At 64.6% G+C, this 16500-nt stretch carries 13 protein-coding genes and 2 rRNA genes; 11 read left to right on the top strand and 4 right to left on the bottom strand.

Annotated features, from left to right (window positions below):
• The 3 genes from LQV39_RS25920 to LQV39_RS25910 all read left to right on the top strand — a co-directional run.
• A 23S ribosomal RNA gene (locus LQV39_RS25920) occupies positions 1 to 109 on the top strand; the annotation flags it as partial.
• 127 nt (positions 110 to 236) lie between these two features.
• A 5S ribosomal RNA gene (rrf, locus tag LQV39_RS25915) occupies positions 237 to 349 on the top strand.
• Between the two features lie 223 nt (positions 350 to 572).
• Positions 573 to 2813, top strand: coding sequence for a TonB-dependent receptor (locus LQV39_RS25910; protein ID WP_230030076.1), 2241 nt, complete (start codon positions 573 to 575; stop codon positions 2811 to 2813).
• Here the strand turns inward: LQV39_RS25910 and LQV39_RS25905 are convergent, their stop codons facing one another.
• On the bottom strand, positions 2814 to 4946 hold the full coding sequence (locus tag LQV39_RS25905; RefSeq protein WP_230030075.1) for a TonB-dependent receptor domain-containing protein: 2133 nt from the start codon (positions 4944 to 4946) through the stop codon (positions 2814 to 2816).
• A 280-nt stretch (positions 4947 to 5226) separates the two neighbouring features.
• Between LQV39_RS25905 and LQV39_RS25900 the strand changes: the two genes are divergently transcribed.
• The 8 genes from LQV39_RS25900 to LQV39_RS25865 all read left to right on the top strand — a co-directional run bounded on the left by LQV39_RS25900 (position 5227) and on the right by LQV39_RS25865 (position 12234).
• A complete protein-coding gene (locus LQV39_RS25900; RefSeq protein ID WP_230030074.1) occupies positions 5227 to 6333 on the top strand; it encodes an S-(hydroxymethyl)glutathione dehydrogenase/class III alcohol dehydrogenase in 1107 nt (368 codons plus the stop codon).
• A gap of 35 nt (positions 6334 to 6368) precedes the next feature.
• The gene (gfa, locus tag LQV39_RS25895) at positions 6369 to 6941 is read left to right on the top strand and encodes an S-(hydroxymethyl)glutathione synthase (protein ID WP_230030073.1); all 573 of its coding nucleotides are present in this window, start codon (positions 6369 to 6371) and stop codon (positions 6939 to 6941) included.
• Positions 6942 to 7048: 107 nt separating this feature from the next.
• On the top strand, positions 7049 to 7288 hold the full coding sequence (locus tag LQV39_RS25890; protein ID WP_230030072.1) for a hypothetical protein: 240 nt from the start codon (positions 7049 to 7051) through the stop codon (positions 7286 to 7288).
• 24 nt (positions 7289 to 7312) lie between these two features.
• A complete protein-coding gene (locus LQV39_RS25885; RefSeq protein WP_230030071.1) occupies positions 7313 to 9118 on the top strand; it encodes a methanol/ethanol family PQQ-dependent dehydrogenase in 1806 nt (601 codons plus the stop codon).
• An 85-nt stretch (positions 9119 to 9203) separates the two neighbouring features.
• Complete coding sequence (locus LQV39_RS25880) at positions 9204 to 9617, top strand: c-type cytochrome (protein WP_230030070.1); 414 nt, start codon at positions 9204 to 9206, stop codon at positions 9615 to 9617.
• A complete protein-coding gene (locus LQV39_RS25875; protein WP_230030069.1) occupies positions 9614 to 10516 on the top strand; it encodes a quinoprotein dehydrogenase-associated putative ABC transporter substrate-binding protein in 903 nt (300 codons plus the stop codon). Before LQV39_RS25880 ends, LQV39_RS25875 begins: the two co-directional genes overlap by 4 nt.
• Positions 10513 to 11226 carry a hypothetical protein gene (locus tag LQV39_RS25870; protein WP_230030068.1) on the top strand — a complete coding sequence of 238 codons (714 nt, stop codon included), beginning with the start codon at positions 10513 to 10515 and terminating at the stop codon, positions 11224 to 11226. The genes LQV39_RS25875 and LQV39_RS25870 overlap by 4 nt, the downstream gene beginning before the upstream one ends.
• A gap of 30 nt (positions 11227 to 11256) precedes the next feature.
• The gene (locus LQV39_RS25865) at positions 11257 to 12234 is read left to right on the top strand and encodes an ATP-grasp domain-containing protein (protein WP_230030067.1); all 978 of its coding nucleotides are present in this window, start codon (positions 11257 to 11259) and stop codon (positions 12232 to 12234) included.
• Here LQV39_RS25865 and LQV39_RS25860 read toward each other — a convergent pair.
• From LQV39_RS25860 to LQV39_RS25850, 3 genes are read right to left on the bottom strand one after another with little or no spacing between them, the layout of a single operon-like run.
• A complete protein-coding gene (locus LQV39_RS25860; protein ID WP_230030066.1) occupies positions 12231 to 13199 on the bottom strand; it encodes a beta-propeller fold lactonase family protein in 969 nt (322 codons plus the stop codon). The two genes, LQV39_RS25865 and LQV39_RS25860, sit on opposite strands and share 4 nt — an antisense overlap.
• Positions 13196 to 13789 carry a cytochrome b gene (locus LQV39_RS25855; protein WP_230030065.1) on the bottom strand — a complete coding sequence of 198 codons (594 nt, stop codon included), beginning with the start codon at positions 13787 to 13789 and terminating at the stop codon, positions 13196 to 13198. The genes LQV39_RS25860 and LQV39_RS25855 overlap by 4 nt, the downstream gene beginning before the upstream one ends.
• Positions 13790 to 13797: 8 nt before the next feature.
• A complete protein-coding gene (locus LQV39_RS25850) occupies positions 13798 to 15792 on the bottom strand; it encodes a sigma-54-dependent Fis family transcriptional regulator (RefSeq protein WP_230030064.1) in 1995 nt (664 codons plus the stop codon).
• Positions 15793 to 16500: the final 708 nt, after the last annotated feature.

Here is a 16500-nt window from a genome sequence, read left to right as displayed (position 1 = left end):
CTTGAGCTCCTTGAAGGGTCGTTCGAGACCAGGACGTTGATAGGCTGGGTGTGGAAGTGCAGTAATGCATTAAGCTAACCAGTACTAATTGCCCGTACGGCTTGTCCCTATAACCTTGGCAGTCAAAGCCAGGTCAATGACAGCTGTTTGTTGACACAACAGATTACAAAGTAAAACTAACTTCTTCCGGATTCAGGGTAGCGCTGCAGTCAAAAGCGATACCCGTACAGTTTATGCCTGATGACCATAGCAAGTCGGTACCACCCCTTCCCATCCCGAACAGGACCGTGAAACGACTTTGCGCCGATGATAGTGCTGCAACCAGTGTGAAAGTAGGTTATCGTCAGGCTAATTATTAAGCAGAGCCCGTCCAGTCAAACTGGACGGGCTTTTTGCTTTTGTGCTCCAGATCCGCCACACCTCTGTGGAACAGCTGTACCGTTTCGGAACAGCTGTCCTGTCCGTCACGCCAGCGTGCGCGTGGCATGTCCTTTGCTGGTCTAAGATCAAACATGACAAGACTAGGGGACACAATGGCGCATTCAACCGGTCCTGCGGCATGCGCCGCGGCCGTGGCACGACTCCACATTCCTTTCCTGCTCTTTTTATTCTTGCCGCGTGTCGCTGTCGCGGAAGAAACTCGCGCGCTCTTCATTCCCCGGGTCGAGGTCGTCGGCGTCGCGCCGGTCTACGGCCTTGGCATCGGCCGGGACCTGCTGCCTTACCCAGTGCAAGTGGCCACCGACAAGACCATCCGCAAGGCGGGCGGCGAAAACCTGGCCGAATTCATGGCGAACCACTTGGGCGGCGTGAACGTGAACGAGGTTTCGGGCAGTCCCTTCCAGAACGACATCACCTTCCGCGGCTTTCGCGCATCGCCCGTGCTGGGCAGCTCGCAAGGCATCTCCGTCTACCTGGACGGAGTGCGCGTGAACGAACCCTTCGGCGACGTGGTCAATTGGGACATGGTGCCCGAGGCGGCGATCGGCGAGCTCACCCTCGTCACCGGCGCCAACCCGCTGTACGGACTGAACACCCTGGGCGGCGCGCTGGCCTTCAGGACCAAGTCCGGGCTCACGGACCCGGGCGGGGAGGCCGAATTCTCGCTCACTGGCCAGGGCCGGCGCCGCGCCGACCTCGCCTATGGCCGGCAGGGCGCCGGCGGCTGGCACAGCTTTGTCGCCGCCACCCTGTTCGACGACGAAGGCTGGCGCGATCATTCGGCCGGCCGCCTCGGGAATGTCCTGCTCAAGGTCGGTCGCAGCATGGGCGCCACCGACTGGAGCGCCACGCTGCTCGGCGGCCGCAGCCGGGTGCTGGGCAACGGCTTGCTGCCGGATGCGCTGTACCAGGTCGACCGACGCGCCGTCTATACCTATCCGGACACGACCCGCAACCGCCTGCTGCAGGGCAGCTTCAACCTCACCCATCACATCGACCGCAACACCGAGTTGAGCGCCGTGGCCTATGTCCGCAACAGCCGCCGCGATACCGTCAACGGCGACGTCAGCGACGACATCGAGGAAAGCGCAGCAGAGCATCCCGGCGTCCTGAACACCACCAGCACGCGCCAGGACGGGCGCGGCCTGAACCTCGCCTTCAGCACCCGGCGCGGCGCCTTGCGGCTGGATGCCGGCGCCAGCGTCGACCGGAGCGAGGTGCATTATGCCCAGTTCGAGCAGGCCGCCTTCATCACCGATGGACGCGAAGTGATCGCCGATCCGCTGGAAGCGCGCGAGCCCACTTCATCCGTGACGGGCAGCTCGCGCGCTGTCGGCGTCTATCTTGCCGCCAGCCTGCCGGTCGCGCCTGGCACGCAGCTGACCGCCAGCGCGCGCTACGGCCGCACACGCGTCGGCAATACCCTGAGCAATGAACGCGGACCGCAAGCTGCCGAAAGCTTCAGTTACAGCCGCCTCAACCCCTCGCTCGGCATCACCCATATCCTGAGCCCGCACATGACGCTGTTTGCCAACATCGCACAGGGCAACCGCGTGCCGACCGTGATCGAACTCGGCTGCGCGGATCCAGACAATCCCTGCCGCCTGCCGGTCGGCCTCCAATCCGATCCGTACTTGAAGCAGGTTGTGGCGCGCACGATGGAGGCGGGCGCGCGCGGCCGCTTCCAGGGCGAGGACGCATCGGGCAGCTATTCGCTGTCGCTGCATCGCACCGTCAACCGCGACGATATCCTGTTCCTCAGTTCCCCTTCGCGCCAGGGCTATTTTGCGAACTTCGAGCGCACGCGTCACCAAGGCCTTGACGCCCTGCTGAGCCGCCAGTCCGGCCGTCTCGGGATCCGGCTTGCCTACAGCTACCTGCAGGCGGTGTACGACGCCGATGGCGAACTGTTCACCGGCGCGCGCCATGTGCAGGTGCGGCGCGGCACGCAGATGGCGGGCTTGCCGCGCCACAGCGCCAAGCTGTCGCTCGACTGGAGCATGCGCCCGGAACTGAGCGTCGGCGCCGACCTGCATGCGGTCTCGAGCCTGGTCACGCAAGGGAACGAGGATGGCCTGAGCGAAGATGCGGAGGAGGGCGAAGATGCGCAGCGCGCCGACTGGCGCGTGCACGGCTATCTGCTGCTCGGCCTGCGCGCGAGCTACCGCCCGGCCGACAACTGGGAAGTCTTTGCGCGCATCAGCAATGTGTTCGATCGCCGCTTCGAAAGCTATGGCGCGGTCGCGCCGGACCTGTTCCCGAACGGCCGCTTGCGCACGCCGCTGGAAGAGGAGGGCGAGGCCGGGCACGCCCGCTTCGTGGCGCCGGGCGCGCCGCGTACGATCGTCGCCGGCTTGCGCTACCGCTTCTGATCAGAACCTGTATTCGGCCGTAAAGCCCGCCGTCCATAGCCGGCCCGGCGCCGCTTCGTAGTAGCGCTTGTTGGCGTCGCCGACGATGACCGAGCCCACATACTGGCGGTCGAACAGATTGTTCAGCCGCAGGAACTGTTTAAAACGCCAGCGTTCGACTTCCTGGCGTGCCTGCACGCGCAGGTTCAGCACCGCATAGCCCGGCGCCGGCCGTTCGGTATTCGTGTCCTCCGCATAAACCTTGGCGTTCGCGACCGTCTCGAGCGCCGCGCCGAAGCGTCCGCTTGCTTCTTTCCAGGCGAGTTCGCCATACAGGTTGGCGCGCGGCACGCCCGGCAGGCGGCTGCCCGGCTGCACCGCGCCGAAGCCGGTTTCATAGGTCGCTCGCAGCATGCTGAGGGCCAGCCGCGCGCTCCAGCCGGCCATGAAATTGGTGTCGAGCGAGACCTCCGCACCGCGGCGCAGGGTCTGGGCCGCATTGCGATAGCTGGTGCGTCCGGCCACGGAGCTGTCGACCACCAGCTCGTCGTCGGTGCGCACCTGGAACAGGGCCGCGTCGATGCGCGTGTCGGCGCCGAGCACGGCCTTGGCGCCCAGTTCCAGGTGGCGGCTCCTGGCCGGCGCAAGCCGGAAATTGAAACCGGCGCCGCCGCGCGAATAGAACAGTTCGTTCAAGGTCGGCGTCTCGAAGCCGCGCGCTGCGCTCGCGTACAGATTTAGACCGCGATCGACCTTGTACAGCACGCCGAGCACCGGCGTGGTCCGGCGGTAATCGATCCTGCCGCTGTCATTGCCGTTGCCGAGGAAGCGGTCGTCGACCTCCACCTTCAGGCGGCTGTGGCGCAGGCCGGCGGTGATCACCCAGGGCCCGCCCTGCCACTCGCTCTGCAGGTAGGGATCGACGCTGGTCAGCACGTCGGTTTCGTCGCGCCGCAGCGCGCCCTTGACGCCAAACCGTACGCCGGACTGGTCGCCGATGAAGTTCTCGTAACCCTTCCGATCGTCGGTAGAGCGGTCGAGGGCTATGCCGATCGTGGTGCTGAGCTTGCCGCCGGCGAGCGGGCGCACGAACAGCCAGTTGAGGTCGGCGCCGTAAAAGTCGCGGTCGAAATCGACGACGCCTCCCGAATGCGTGGGCGGGGCCTGGAAGGCGCGCGAAAAGGACTGGTACTGGATGACGCTCCGGTTGCCGCCATAGACCATGGCGCGCAGGCGATCCTCGCCGAACCGCCGCTCGTAGATGGCGCCGGCCTGCTGGTGGTCGATGCTCTTGCGCGTGTTGTAGCGGTCGGCCAGGGTGCGCTTCGGGGTCTGGGTGTCGGTGGCGTCGATCTCGCCGGCGCGCGGGTCGCGCTCGAAGCTGGTCCAGGTCACGCCCAGCGGATCCTGGGTGTCATGCTGGCTCAGGTTGCTGGCGGTGACCGTCAGCTTGCTGTCCGCATCCGGCTTGAAGTTCAGCTTGGCGAAGCCCTGGTCGCGCCGCGCCGCGCTATGGGCCCGGTAGCCCTCCGTGCCGAAGCGGGACGCGTCGACCACGTAACCCATGCCGTAGGTCTCGCCCTGCGCGTTCAGGTCGACCTTCCACATGCCGTCGCTGCCGCCGGAGATGGTGGTCTCGGCCGTCGGACTGCCGTGTCCTTCGCGGGTGAACAGCTGCACCACGCCGCCCGAGTGGTTGCCGTAGACGACGGAGAAGGGACCGCGCAGCACTTCGATGCGTTCGGCCATGTCGAGGTTGAAGGTGGCCGCCTGGCCCTGGCCATCCGGCATGGTGGCGGGAATGCCGTCGGCGATCAGGCGCACGCCGCGCACGCCGAAGGTGGAGCGGGCGCCGAAGCCGCGCGAGGAAATCTGCAGGTCCTGGGCGTAGTTCTGGCGGTTCTGGATCACCAGCCCCGGCACCGCAACCAGGGATTCGGACGCGTTGACGCGCATCTGCGTATCGCGGATCTGGCGCGCGTTGATGACGTCGATGGCGGCCGGGAAATCGGAGATATCGTGTTCGACGCGGCTGCCGGTGACGATGACGACCGGGATCCCTGGGGCTTCACCGGATGGGCTTGCTTCGGCAGCGGCCGCCCCGGCGGCGCACAGCATGGCGATGGTGTTCATTCCGCATACAGCTCGATTCATCCTGACTCCTGTCTGGACTGATGGCCGGGCCCGCTCAATCGGCGGACCTCTCGTTTGCGACTCAAGCAATATGCCTGCCACCCATCGCGCTTGTGCACGGCGTGCCGCTCATCCCATCCGATGGCGCGACACCTGTTCAGGTTTTGCACAGTTGGCGCCCGGGTGTCTCGATTCCGGCACGGCCGTACACACGCTCTGCACAGATTTCCTGCGGCGGCATGCCTGGCACGACCCTTGCGAATGACGGACATATCACAAGACCATTCACAACGGAGACACCATGAAAACGAGAGCCGCCATCGCATGGAAGGCCGGGGAGCCCCTGCAGATCGCCGAAGTCGACCTCGAAGGCCCGCGCGCCGGCGAGGTGCTGGTCGAAATCAAGGCCACGGGCATCTGCCACACCGACTGGTACACCTTGTCGGGCGCCGACCCGGAAGGCATCTTCCCGGCCATCCTCGGCCACGAAGGCGCGGGCATCGTCCTCGAGACCGGTCCGGGCGTCACCTCCGTCAAGCGCGACGACCACGTGATCCCGCTCTACACCCCGGAATGCCGCCAGTGCAAATTCTGCCTCTCGCGCAAGACCAACCTGTGCCAGGCGATCCGCAGCACGCAAGGGCGCGGCCTGATGCCGGACGCGACCTCGCGCTTCTCGCTGGACGGCCAGCCCATCTATCACTACATGGGCACCTCGACCTTCTCGAACTACATCGTGGTGCCGGAAATCGCGCTGGCGAAAATCCGTGAGGACGCACCTTTCGACAAGACCTGCTACATCGGCTGCGGCGTGACCACCGGCGTGGGCGCCGTCATCTTCACCGCCAAGGTCGAGCCGGGCGCCAACGTGGTGGTGTTCGGCCTCGGCGGCATCGGCCTGAACGTGATCCAGGCGGCCAGGATGGTCGGCGCAGACAAAATTATTGGCGTGGACCTGAACCCGGGCCGCGAAGAAATGGCGCGCAAGTTCGGCATGACCCACTTCGTCAATCCGAAGAACGTCGAGAACGTGGTGGACACCATCGTCCAGCTGACCGACGGCGGCGCCGATTACTCCTTCGAATGCATCGGCAACGTGCAGACCATGCGCCAGGCGCTGGAGTGCTGCCACAAGGGCTGGGGCCAGTCGATCATCATCGGCGTGGCCGAGGCCGGCAAGGAAATCGCGACCCGTCCCTTCCAGCTGGTGACCGGGCGCGTGTGGAAGGGCTCGGCCTTCGGCGGCGCCCGCGGCCGCACCGACGTGCCGAAGATCGTCGACTGGTACATGGAGAACAAGATCAACATCGACGACCTGATCACCCACACCTTGCCGCTCGAGCGCATCAACGAGGGCTTCGAGCTGATGAAGAGCGGGCAGTCGATCCGTTCGGTAGTGATCTATTAACCAAGGCGGTCCAACGAAGAAGAGGAGACATGATCATGAGCAGTGCAGTCCATATTCATCCATCCGTCGACGACGGTATTCCGCCGGCCGCGCCGGACTTCGCGGGCGGGACCCTGACCTGCCTGTGCGCGACCGATCCGGTGACGGTAGAGATCAAGGGGCAGGTGGCGCACAACCACGTCTGCGGCTGCACCAAGTGCTGGAAGCCGGCCGGCTCGCTGTTTTCCCAGGTCGCGGTGGTGTCGCGCGAGAACCTCCGGGTCGCCGCCAACGGCGAGAAGCTGCAGCCGGTCGACACCAGCGCCGCCATCGTGCGGCATGCCTGCCGCGAGTGCGGCGTGCACATGTACGGGCGCATCGAGAACACGGCCCACCCCTTCTTCGGGCTCGACTTCGTGCACACCGAGCGTTCGAACCAGCGCGGCTGGGCGGCGCCGACCTTTGCGGCCTTCGTCTCGTCCATCATCGAGTCGGGCGCCCGTCCCGAAAACATGGGCGCCGTGCGTGCGCGCCTGACCGAGATCGGCCTGCCGCCCTACGACTGCCTGTCGCCGCCGCTGATGGACGCGATTTCCACTCACGTCGCAAAAGCCAAGGGCATCCTATGAGGCGCTTGCCCCTGCTTCTGCTGGCACTCCTGGCACCGCCTGCCATGGCCCAGTCCAAGGTCCATGATTACCCGACCAGTGGGCGGATGGAGTACGTGCTGGAGTGTATGCAAAAGCACGACGGCAAGTACGAGTTCCTCTACAAGTGCTCGTGCGTGATCGACCGTATCGCCGAAGCGATGTCCTACGAGGACTTCGTGGCGATGTCGACCGCCCTGCGGGACCAGTCGCTGGCGGGCGAGCGTGGCGGTGCTTTCCGCGATCCCCCTACGGTCAGGGCAATGGCCGACAAATACAAGACCATTCAGGCCAATGCGAACCAGGCCTGCCATGTGCAGCAGCGCTGATATAAAAACCGATAGGAGACTAGCATGTCATTTCAAACGAAACTCTTACGCTGGTGGCCATGTCTGGCACTGGCAGCCTCGCCTGTGTTCGCAGCAGACTCCGATTTAGCCCAGCTGAGCAAGGATCCGAAAAACTGGACGATGCAGGCCGGCAGCGTGAGCAACCAGCGGTACAGCGAGCTCAAGCAGATCAACAGCAAGAACGCGAGGAACCTGCAGGTGGCCTGGACCTTCTCGACCGGCGTGCTGCGCGGCCACGAAGGCGGGCCGCTGGTGATCGGCGACACGATGTACCTGCACAGCCCCTTCCCGAACAAGGTGTTCGCGCTCTCGCTGGAAGACCAGGGCATCAAGTGGAAGTACGAGCCGAAGCAGGACCCGACCGTGATCCCGGTGATGTGCTGCGACACCGTCAACCGCGGCCTGGCCTACTCGAACGGCAAGATCTTCCTGCAGCAGGCCGATACCACGCTGGTGGCGCTGGACGCCAAGACCGGGGCCGAGCTGTGGAAGACCAAGGTGGGCGACCCGAAGATCGGCGAAACGACCACCAATGCACCGCACATCTTCAAGGACAAGCTGCTGACCGGGATCAGCGGCGGCGAATTCGGCGTACGCGGACGGATTGCCGCCTACGATCCGAATACCGGCAAGCTGCTGTGGAAAGCCTGGAGCACCGGGCCTGACAAGGACCTGCTGTTCGACCCGGCCAAGACCATGACCTGGACCAACGGCAAGATGGCGCCGGTCGGTCCCGACTCTTCGCTCAAGAGCTGGCAGGGCGACCAGTGGAAGCTCGGCGGCGGCACCACCTGGGGCTGGTACAGCTATGACCCGCAGCTGAACCTGGTGTATTACGGCAGCGGCAACCCGAGCACCTGGAATCCGCGCCAGCGCCCTGGCGACAACAAGTGGTCGATGACGATCTTCGCGCGCGACCTCGATACCGGCATGGCGAAATGGGTCTACCAGATGACGCCCCACGACGAGTGGGACTACGACGGCGTCAACGAAATGATCCTGGTCGACATGAAGGTCAAGGGCCAGCCGCGCAAGGCCCTGGTGCACTTCGACCGCAACGGCTTCGCCTACACGATGGACCGCCAGACCGGCGAGCTGCTGGTCGCCGAAAAATACGACCCGGTGGTGAACTGGGCCAGCCACATCGACATGAAGAGCGGCCGTCCGGTGGTCGTGGCGAAGTACAGCACCGACAAGAACGGACCCGACGTCAATTCGAAGGGCATCTGCCCGTCGGCTCTCGGCACCAAGGACCAGCAGCCGGCGAGCTACTCGCCCAAGACCGGCCTGTTCTATGTGCCGACCAACCACGTGTGCATGGATTACGAGCCTTTCCAGATCGAGTACACGGCCGGCCAGCCCTATGTCGGTTCGACCCTGTCGATGTACCCGGCGCCGAACAGCCATGGCGGCATGGGTAACTTCATCGCCTGGGACGCCAGCGCCGGCAAGATCGTCTGGTCCAAGCCCGAGAAGTTCTCGGTGTGGAGCGGGGCATTGGCGACCGCCGGCGACGTGGTGTTCTACGGCACCCTGGAAGGCTATATCAAGGCGGTGGACAACAACGGCAAGGAGCTGTGGAAGTTCAAGACCCCGTCCGGCATCATCGGCAACGTCACGACCTGGGAGTACAAGGGCAAGCAGTATATCGGTGTGCTGTCGGGGATCGGCGGCTGGGCCGGCATCGGTCTTGCGGCCGGCTTGACCAAGGGCACGGAAGGCCTGGGCGCGGTCGGCGGCTATAAGGACCTGGCCAAGTACACCGAACTCGGCGGCGTGCTGACCGTGTTCGCCCTGCCGGACCGCTGATCCTTACGGTCCGCAAGCACCGCAACAAACGGCCGCCGGCACGCGGGACGCCGGTGGCCGTACCCTGTCCTTACCGGAAATCGCCATGAACAAATTCGTAACCCTGATGTTGAGCGCGGCCGTCTGCCTGGCCGCCGTACCTGCCATCGCCGACGACGATGCCGCGCCTGCCGGCGCCGCGCCCTACAAGGTCGCCGGTGGCAACAAGGTCGATGCCCAGACCCTGAGCGGCTGGAAGACCTGGCGCGCCCTGGCCTGTGAACGCTGCCACGGCGCCGCCCAGGAAGGCATGGTCGGCCCCTCGCTCGTGAACAGCCTGAAGACCCTTACCAAGGACCAGTTCAAGCAGACCGTCCTGCATGGCCGGATCGATAAAGGCATGCCGAATTTCGATGGCAGCAAGATGGTGGTCGAGAACATCGACAACCTGTACGCCTACCTGAAGGGGCGTTCGGATGGCGCGATCCAGCCCGGCCGGCTGCAGGAGATCGGCAAATGAGCTGGCGCTTGCGCCTCGGCAGGATGGCGTGCGCCACGGTGGCGCTGCTCGGCGTGGCGGGTCCAATTGCCGCCCAGCAGGCCGGCAGCGACGCCGGTCCCGGGCAGGACAAGGTGCTGCGCGTCTGCCAGGACCCCAACAACCTGCCGTTCTCGAACCGTGCCGAGGCCGGCTTCGAGAACAGGATCGCGGCCCTGCTTGCCCAGGAGCTGGGATGGAAGCTGGAACACACCTGGTTCCCGCAGCGGATCGGCTTCATCCGCAACACCTTGCGCGCCAAGGTGGACAATTCGGACCGCTACAAGTGCGACCTGGTGATCGGGGTGCCGGCCGGCTTCGAGTTGGCCGCCACCACCCGGCCTTACTACCATTCGACGTATGCGCTGGTCTACGTGAGGGGCAAGGGCCTGGACGGCGTGCGCAGCCTGGACGACCTGATGGCCTTGAAGCCCGAGCAGCGCGGCAAGCTGCGGCTCGGCGCTTTCTCGTCCTCGCCGGTGACGGAATGGCTGGTGCAAAACAAGCTCATGGACCAGGTCGACTGGTACCAGAACCAGACTGGCGACGCTGAGCAATACCCTGGCCAAATCATCGAACGCGATCTCGCCAGCGGCAAGCTCGACGCGGCCTTCGTGTGGGGGCCGATCGCGGGCTACTTTGCGCGCAACACGCGCTCGGCGCCCATCGTGGCAGTCCCCCTTGTCTCGCGTCCGGGCATGAAGCTCGATTACGAGATTGCGATGGCGGTGCGCCACGGCGACAAGGAATTCCGGCAGCGCATCGACCAGCTGATCGGCAGCAGCCAGGCCAAAATCGACGCCATCCTCGCCGAGTACGGCGTGCCGCTGGTGGACGGGCAGGGGCGGGCGCTGCCATCCAGCCGTCCGGGCAAGCCATGATGAACGCGCGCGCGCTTTTCCCCATACGGCATGCGGGCGCCACGCTTGCCCTGTTGGCCACGTTTGCTGCGGGCACCGCGGCGGCGCAGCAGATTTCGCCTGCCGAAACCCTGTTGTTCGAAACCGACCACCTGGCGCGGGTGAAGCCGCCGGCCACGCTGGTGTACAGCTTCCGCAAGAGCAGCAACATGGAACCGGGCTTCAAGGATGAAGTGCGGCTCGACCTGGCCAGGATCAACGGCAAATTGAGCGCCACCCTGCATTTCCTCACTGGCGAGCGCAAGCAGGAAATCCCGGCGCTCGAAGAGGCCCACGGCAACCCGGTGCTGCTCGGCTTTCTCGAGCACGACATCGCCGAGATGAAGCGCCTGACCGGCGGCTCGACCAGTTATTTCCGCAAGCGGATCCGGATGGCGCTGGCCGAGGGTGCGCAACTGAGCATCGAGCCAGTCACCTACCAGGGCAAGACAGTGCAGGCGCAGGCGGTGCGCATCCAGCCCTACCTGAACGACCCGATGCATGCGCGTTTCGAGAAATACCTGCACAAGACCTACACCTTCGTCCTGAGCGACCAGGTGCCGGGCGGTCTGTATCAATTACGCAGCTCGCTCGGGAAGCCGGACACCGTGCGGACCGGTGCGGCGCCGGCTGCGCCGCCGATGATCGATGAAACCCTGACCCTGATCAGCGTCACTCCCAAGCAGCCTTGAGCGGCAGAAGACAGCAGCAGGAGATATGCGATGGCGCCGTTGAAAGTATTCGCATTCGATTACGCGACGGCCGGCGGGCCGTTGCCCAGACGGCTGCCGCGCTCGCTCAGGCGCCAGAGCGACATGCTGCTGCAGGCCTTGCAGGCCGACTTGCGCGCGCTGCCGGACGTCGAACTGACGACGCTGGCGCCCGCGCAGGACGCAACGCAGGCACAGCAGGCCTTCAGCGAGCGCTTCGAAGCAGGGGTGGAAGCGGCGGATGCCGTGTGGCCGCTGGCGATCGAATCGGAAGGGCTGCTGGAACGCCTGTCGCGCGAGGTGCTGCGCGCCAACCGCATCCTGCTGGGCAGCGCGCCCGGCGCGGTGAGGGTGGCGGCCAGCAAGCTCGAAGTTGCGCGGGCGCTGGCCGACGGCGGCGTTCCGGTCGCCGCCACCTACAGCCCGCATGCCGTCCTGCCCGACGAGCACGGCGCATGGGTCGTCAAGCCCGATGACGGCGCCGGCTGCTTCAATATCCGCCTGTTCAGCGACCGTGCCGCGGCGCTGGCATGGATCCGCGCCGCGGCGGCCGAAGGCTATGTGCTGCAGCCCTTCATTGCCGGCAAGCTGGGCAGCCTGTCCCTGCTGTGCTGCGACGGCGTGGCGCGGGTCTTGAGCTGCAACCTCGAGCGGGTGGCCATGCGCAACAACCGCTTCCACTTCCTCGGCAGCACGGTGAATGGCCTGGGCGACCACGATGGCGCTTTCGACCGCCTGGCACAGCAGGTGGCGGCGGCCATTCCCAGCCTGTGGGGCTATGTCGGCGTCGACTTCGTGCTCACCGAGCACGGCGCCGTGGTCCTCGACGTCAATCCGCGGCTCACCGCGGCCTATGCCGGCTTGCACGCCTCGATCGGCCGCAACCCCGCCGGTCTCGTCATCGAATTGCTGAAGGGACCGGCGGCCATGCCGGGGCCGCTGAGTGCGCGGCGTTCGGTCAGCGTCGACCTGGGCGAGGATGGCGACTAGCGGATCACCACACCCCAGGGCAGTTTGCCGACCGGGATATCGTGCAGCTTGACGCGCTTGTCGGTGTCGATCACCGAGACGCTGTTCGAACGGCCGTTGGCCACGTACAGCTTCTTGCCGTCCGGCGTCAGCGCCATGTTCCAGGGGCGCTGGCCGACCGGAATCGTGGCCACGACCTGGTTGCTGCCGGTGTCGATGACGGACACGCTGGCGTCGCCGCCGTTCGATACGTACACCTGCTTGCCGTTCGGGTGCACGGCAATACCGTTCGCGCGCAGTCCGGCCTTGACCCGGGCGACGATGGCAAAGCGCTCGGTGTCGATGACGAACACCTCGTTCGCGTTTTCCGTCGCCACGTAGGCGCGGCTGCTGTCGGGCAGGAAACCGATGCCGCGCGGACGGGCGCCGACCGCCACCTGGGCCACCTGCTTGCGCGCGCCGAAATCGATGATGTCGACCGCGTCGCCTTCCTCCGCACTGACGAAGAGCAGGCGGCCGTTCGGGCTGAACACCGCGTGCTCCGGATTCTTGCCGTGGACCTTGATCGAAAACGCCAGCGCATTGCTGCGCGTGTCGACCACCGCGATATCGTTTTTGCCTTCGACCGCCGCAACCACCCAGCGCCCGTCGGGCGAGATCGAGACACCCTCGGGCGACTCGCCCAGCGTCACGACGGCGCCCGGCTTCCGGGAGACGAGGTCGACCAGCTGCAGGCGGTTGTTCGGCTGGTCGCTGACGTAGAGCCAGCGGCTGTCGACGCCGACGGCCAGTCCGCGCGGCTTGCTGCCGGCGGCCATTTCGGCCACGACCTTGTCGGTGGCGGTGTCGATTACCGATACCGTGCCGGCGCCCTCGTTGGGGACATAGGCGAAGGGTTCGGCGTGCAGGAGCGGCGGCAGCGCCGTCAGCAGCGCCGTCAGCAGAACAGGGGCAAAAGAGAAAAGTCGGTTTGGCTTGACGGTCATCGGGATTCCACGGGCAGTTCGGGGTGGGGGTGAATGCAGCGCTCGGTGTGGCGCGGCCACATGCGCCACAACAGGCCGTCGCGGTCGATCAGCATGTGCTTGGCGACTGCGAGCACGTGCAGGCCGACGAAAACGGCCAGCAGCAGGGCGGCGACATGGTGGGCGCCGTTGAAGAAGGCGTAGAGCGTCTTGTCGTCGGGGCCCCACGGAGGCAGGCGGAGGATGTTGAAGAATTTGATGCCATGCTTGCTGAAATTCGAAGCCAGGTAGCCGGACAGCGGCAAGGCCAGCATGCACAGGTAGAGGGCGACATGGCTGAGCCTGGCCGCCGTGCGCTGCCATGCCGGTATGCCGGCCGGCAGTGGCGGCGGCGTATGTTTCAGCCGCCAGGCAATGCGCAGCACGATCAGCAGGCCGATCACGATGCCGCTGCTCTTGTGCAGGTTGACGTAGAGGCCGCGATCGGGGGTTCCGCGGGGAATATCCTCGAGCATCAGGCCGAAGGCGAACTGGCCAAGCAGCAGCAGGGCGATCAGCCAGTGCAGGGCGATGGCGGTAGTGGTGTAGTGGTCGCGTGTGGGCTTGGACATGGAAGCGTCTAGTGAACCAGGGACTTTTCGGGCGGCTTGATATTCAGCCGCTGCAGCTTGCGATAAAGCGTGTTGCGGCTGATATCCAGCTCACGGGCAACGCCGCTCAGATTCCACTCGTGGCGCTGGAGTACCTGCAGCAATGCGCGGCGCTCGGCGCTTTCGAGCGTGTTCAAACTGGTTTCGACCGCCGGTTCCGGCACCGGCTCCTCGCCTGGCGCCAGTGCAAGGGCGGTGGCGCCGGCCTGGTATTCGGGCGGCAGGTCGCGCACGCTCAGACGATCGGTCTCGCGCAGCGCGATCATGCTGCGCAGCAGGTGACGCAACTGGCGCACGTTGCCGGGCCAACGCTGCTGCTCGAGCAGGAACAGCAGGCGCGCGTCGAGTTCGATCGGGCTGTCCTCGTCGCTTTCCTCGGCGGCCAGATGACGTATCAGTGCGCTGCGGTCGGCGCGCTCGCGCAGCGGCGGCAGGGTGAGCGTCACACCTTGCAGGCGGTAATACAAGTCTTCCCGGAACTCGCCCAGCGCGATCTTTTTCGGCAGGTCGCAGTGGGTGGCGCTGATCAGGCGGATGTCGAGCTTGACCGGGGTCTCGCTGCCGAGCGGGATCACCTCGCGTTCTTCAAGCACCCGCAGCAGGCGCGCCTGCAGGGCGACCGGCATGTCGCCGATTTCATCGAGGAAAAGAGTGCCGGAATTCGCCTGCAGCAGCTTGCCGCGCTGGCCTTCCTTGCTGGCGCCGGTGAAGGCGCCGGAGCGGTAGCCGAACAGTTCGCTCTCGATCAGCGATTCCGGTATCGAGGCGCAATTGATCGCAATGAAAGGGCGGTTGGCGCGGCTGCCGGACGCGTGGATGGCGCGGGCGAACATCTCCTTGCCGGTGCCGGTCTCGCCCAGCAGCATGATTGCCACATTACGTTCGAGGACCCGCTTGGCCTTGTCGACGTTGGCTGCCATGACAGGGTCGCCGAACTGCAAGCGGTCGAGCGGGCTGTCGGGCGGGGCAGTGGGGGCTTCCCTTGTGGCGGCGCCGGGCAGCAGGCCGATGTTCGGCGCACGGCGTCCGCCCGAGGTCGACAGCGGCTGGTACACCACGGCGAAAAAGCGCGCTCCGTTGCGAATTTCAAAGATCGGCACTGGGTGGAAGGCCTTCCTGACCGTGCTGTCGATCAGGCCGGGGAAGGTGATATTGAACAGTTCGGTGATATCGCGGCCGACGATCTCCGCACGGTCGGTAAAGCCGAGCTGGAACAGGGCGCAGCGGGTGGCGGCCAGCACTTTGCCTGTCACGCTGAGGGCGATCGCCCCTTCGCTCAGGGTGCCGACGAATTCCGGGCGATTATGGAAGCGCAGGATGAAATCATGGCGGAACTGGTGCAGGAAGACGCGGTTTTCGATCATCTGCACCGACATGCTCACCAGTGCCAGCGTGTGTTGCTGGGCCAGGCGCGATTCGCCTGACGCATCGAGGACGCCAACGAGTTCGCCTTCATGGTCGAAGATCGGGGCCGCGGCGCAGGACAGGCCGGTGTTGCGCGACAGGTAATGCTCGTCCTGGTGCACGGTTACCGGGCGCCGCTCGAACAGGCAGGTGCCCATGCCATTGGTGCCCTGGGCACGTTCGCTCCACACCGCGCCGGGCATCAGGCCGGTTTTCGATGCCGCATGGGTAAAGGCAGGATCGCCAAAATAATTGAGCAGCACGCCTTCGCGGTCGGTCAGCATGATCGCGTAGCCGGAACCCGCCAGCTGCTGGTACAGATTGGCCATTTCAACCTTGGCGACCGCCTGGACATCGGCCAGCCGTTCCTGGCGCTCCCGCAATTCGGCGGGAGAGACGACTTCCGGCTCCGCACACGTACCGGGGTCCAGCCGGTATTCGTCGAGACACCGAATCCAGGACTGGGTGATACGGTTGGCTGTTGCTATGCGTTCGCGCCCGCTCCGGCTCTGGACAACCGAGCGGACACGATTGACGTGTTCCACGGCAAAGTTCGGCATGCTGTCTCCTGCGTCCTCACTCATGGCGAACCTTGGGGCCGGCCACGGTTTGTTATTGTATGGACTGTTATCGAGTTGCAACCACAGCACCAGATACTACTCTCGGCAGTAAATAGTTCAAGCTGTTCCCGGTATTTTCACTCGCCCCTTCTGTTGGCAGCGCCTGACTTCTTGGAATCCAGATGGGTATCAGGGAAAGTCGAATTAAAGGGAACCCTAGGCCGGCACTGTGGTCTGTAGTTTCTGGATGCGTCGTCGGCGCAACAGGACTTGTGCGCCTACCAAAGGTTTTGTTATAGTTCGCGTCCTGCTTCTGCAGCGCACAAAAAGTTTCCGAACCGAGTGCACACTGCAGAAAAGGATGAGTTGACGAGTCAAGCGAAACACTGCATAATCTCACTTCTCTGCTGCTGACGAACACAACGATTCGCAGAATGCAGCAAGGCAGTACCGAATACGATCTTTAACAATCAACAGTCGATAAGTGTGGGCGTTTGATGAAGTGCCAGCAGCTGCGTAAGTGGCTGCTGAATACTTAAATTATCAAATGTTCACAAAAAGTATAACGTTGCTCAGCAATGAGTAACGGTCAGTATTTTGAGTGAGCGACCCTTGAGAAATCAAGGTGGCAGCAATGCCAACAAACAGAGATTAAACTGAAGAGTTTGATCCTGGCTCAGATTGAACGCTGGCGGCATGCTTTACACA

It is taken from the genome of Massilia sp. Bi118 (assembly GCF_918697865.1).
Classification (GTDB): domain Bacteria; phylum Pseudomonadota; class Gammaproteobacteria; order Burkholderiales; family Burkholderiaceae_D; genus Telluria.
Note: the sequence above shows the minus strand (reverse complement) of the source record. Positions and strands in the feature narration are given on the sequence as shown.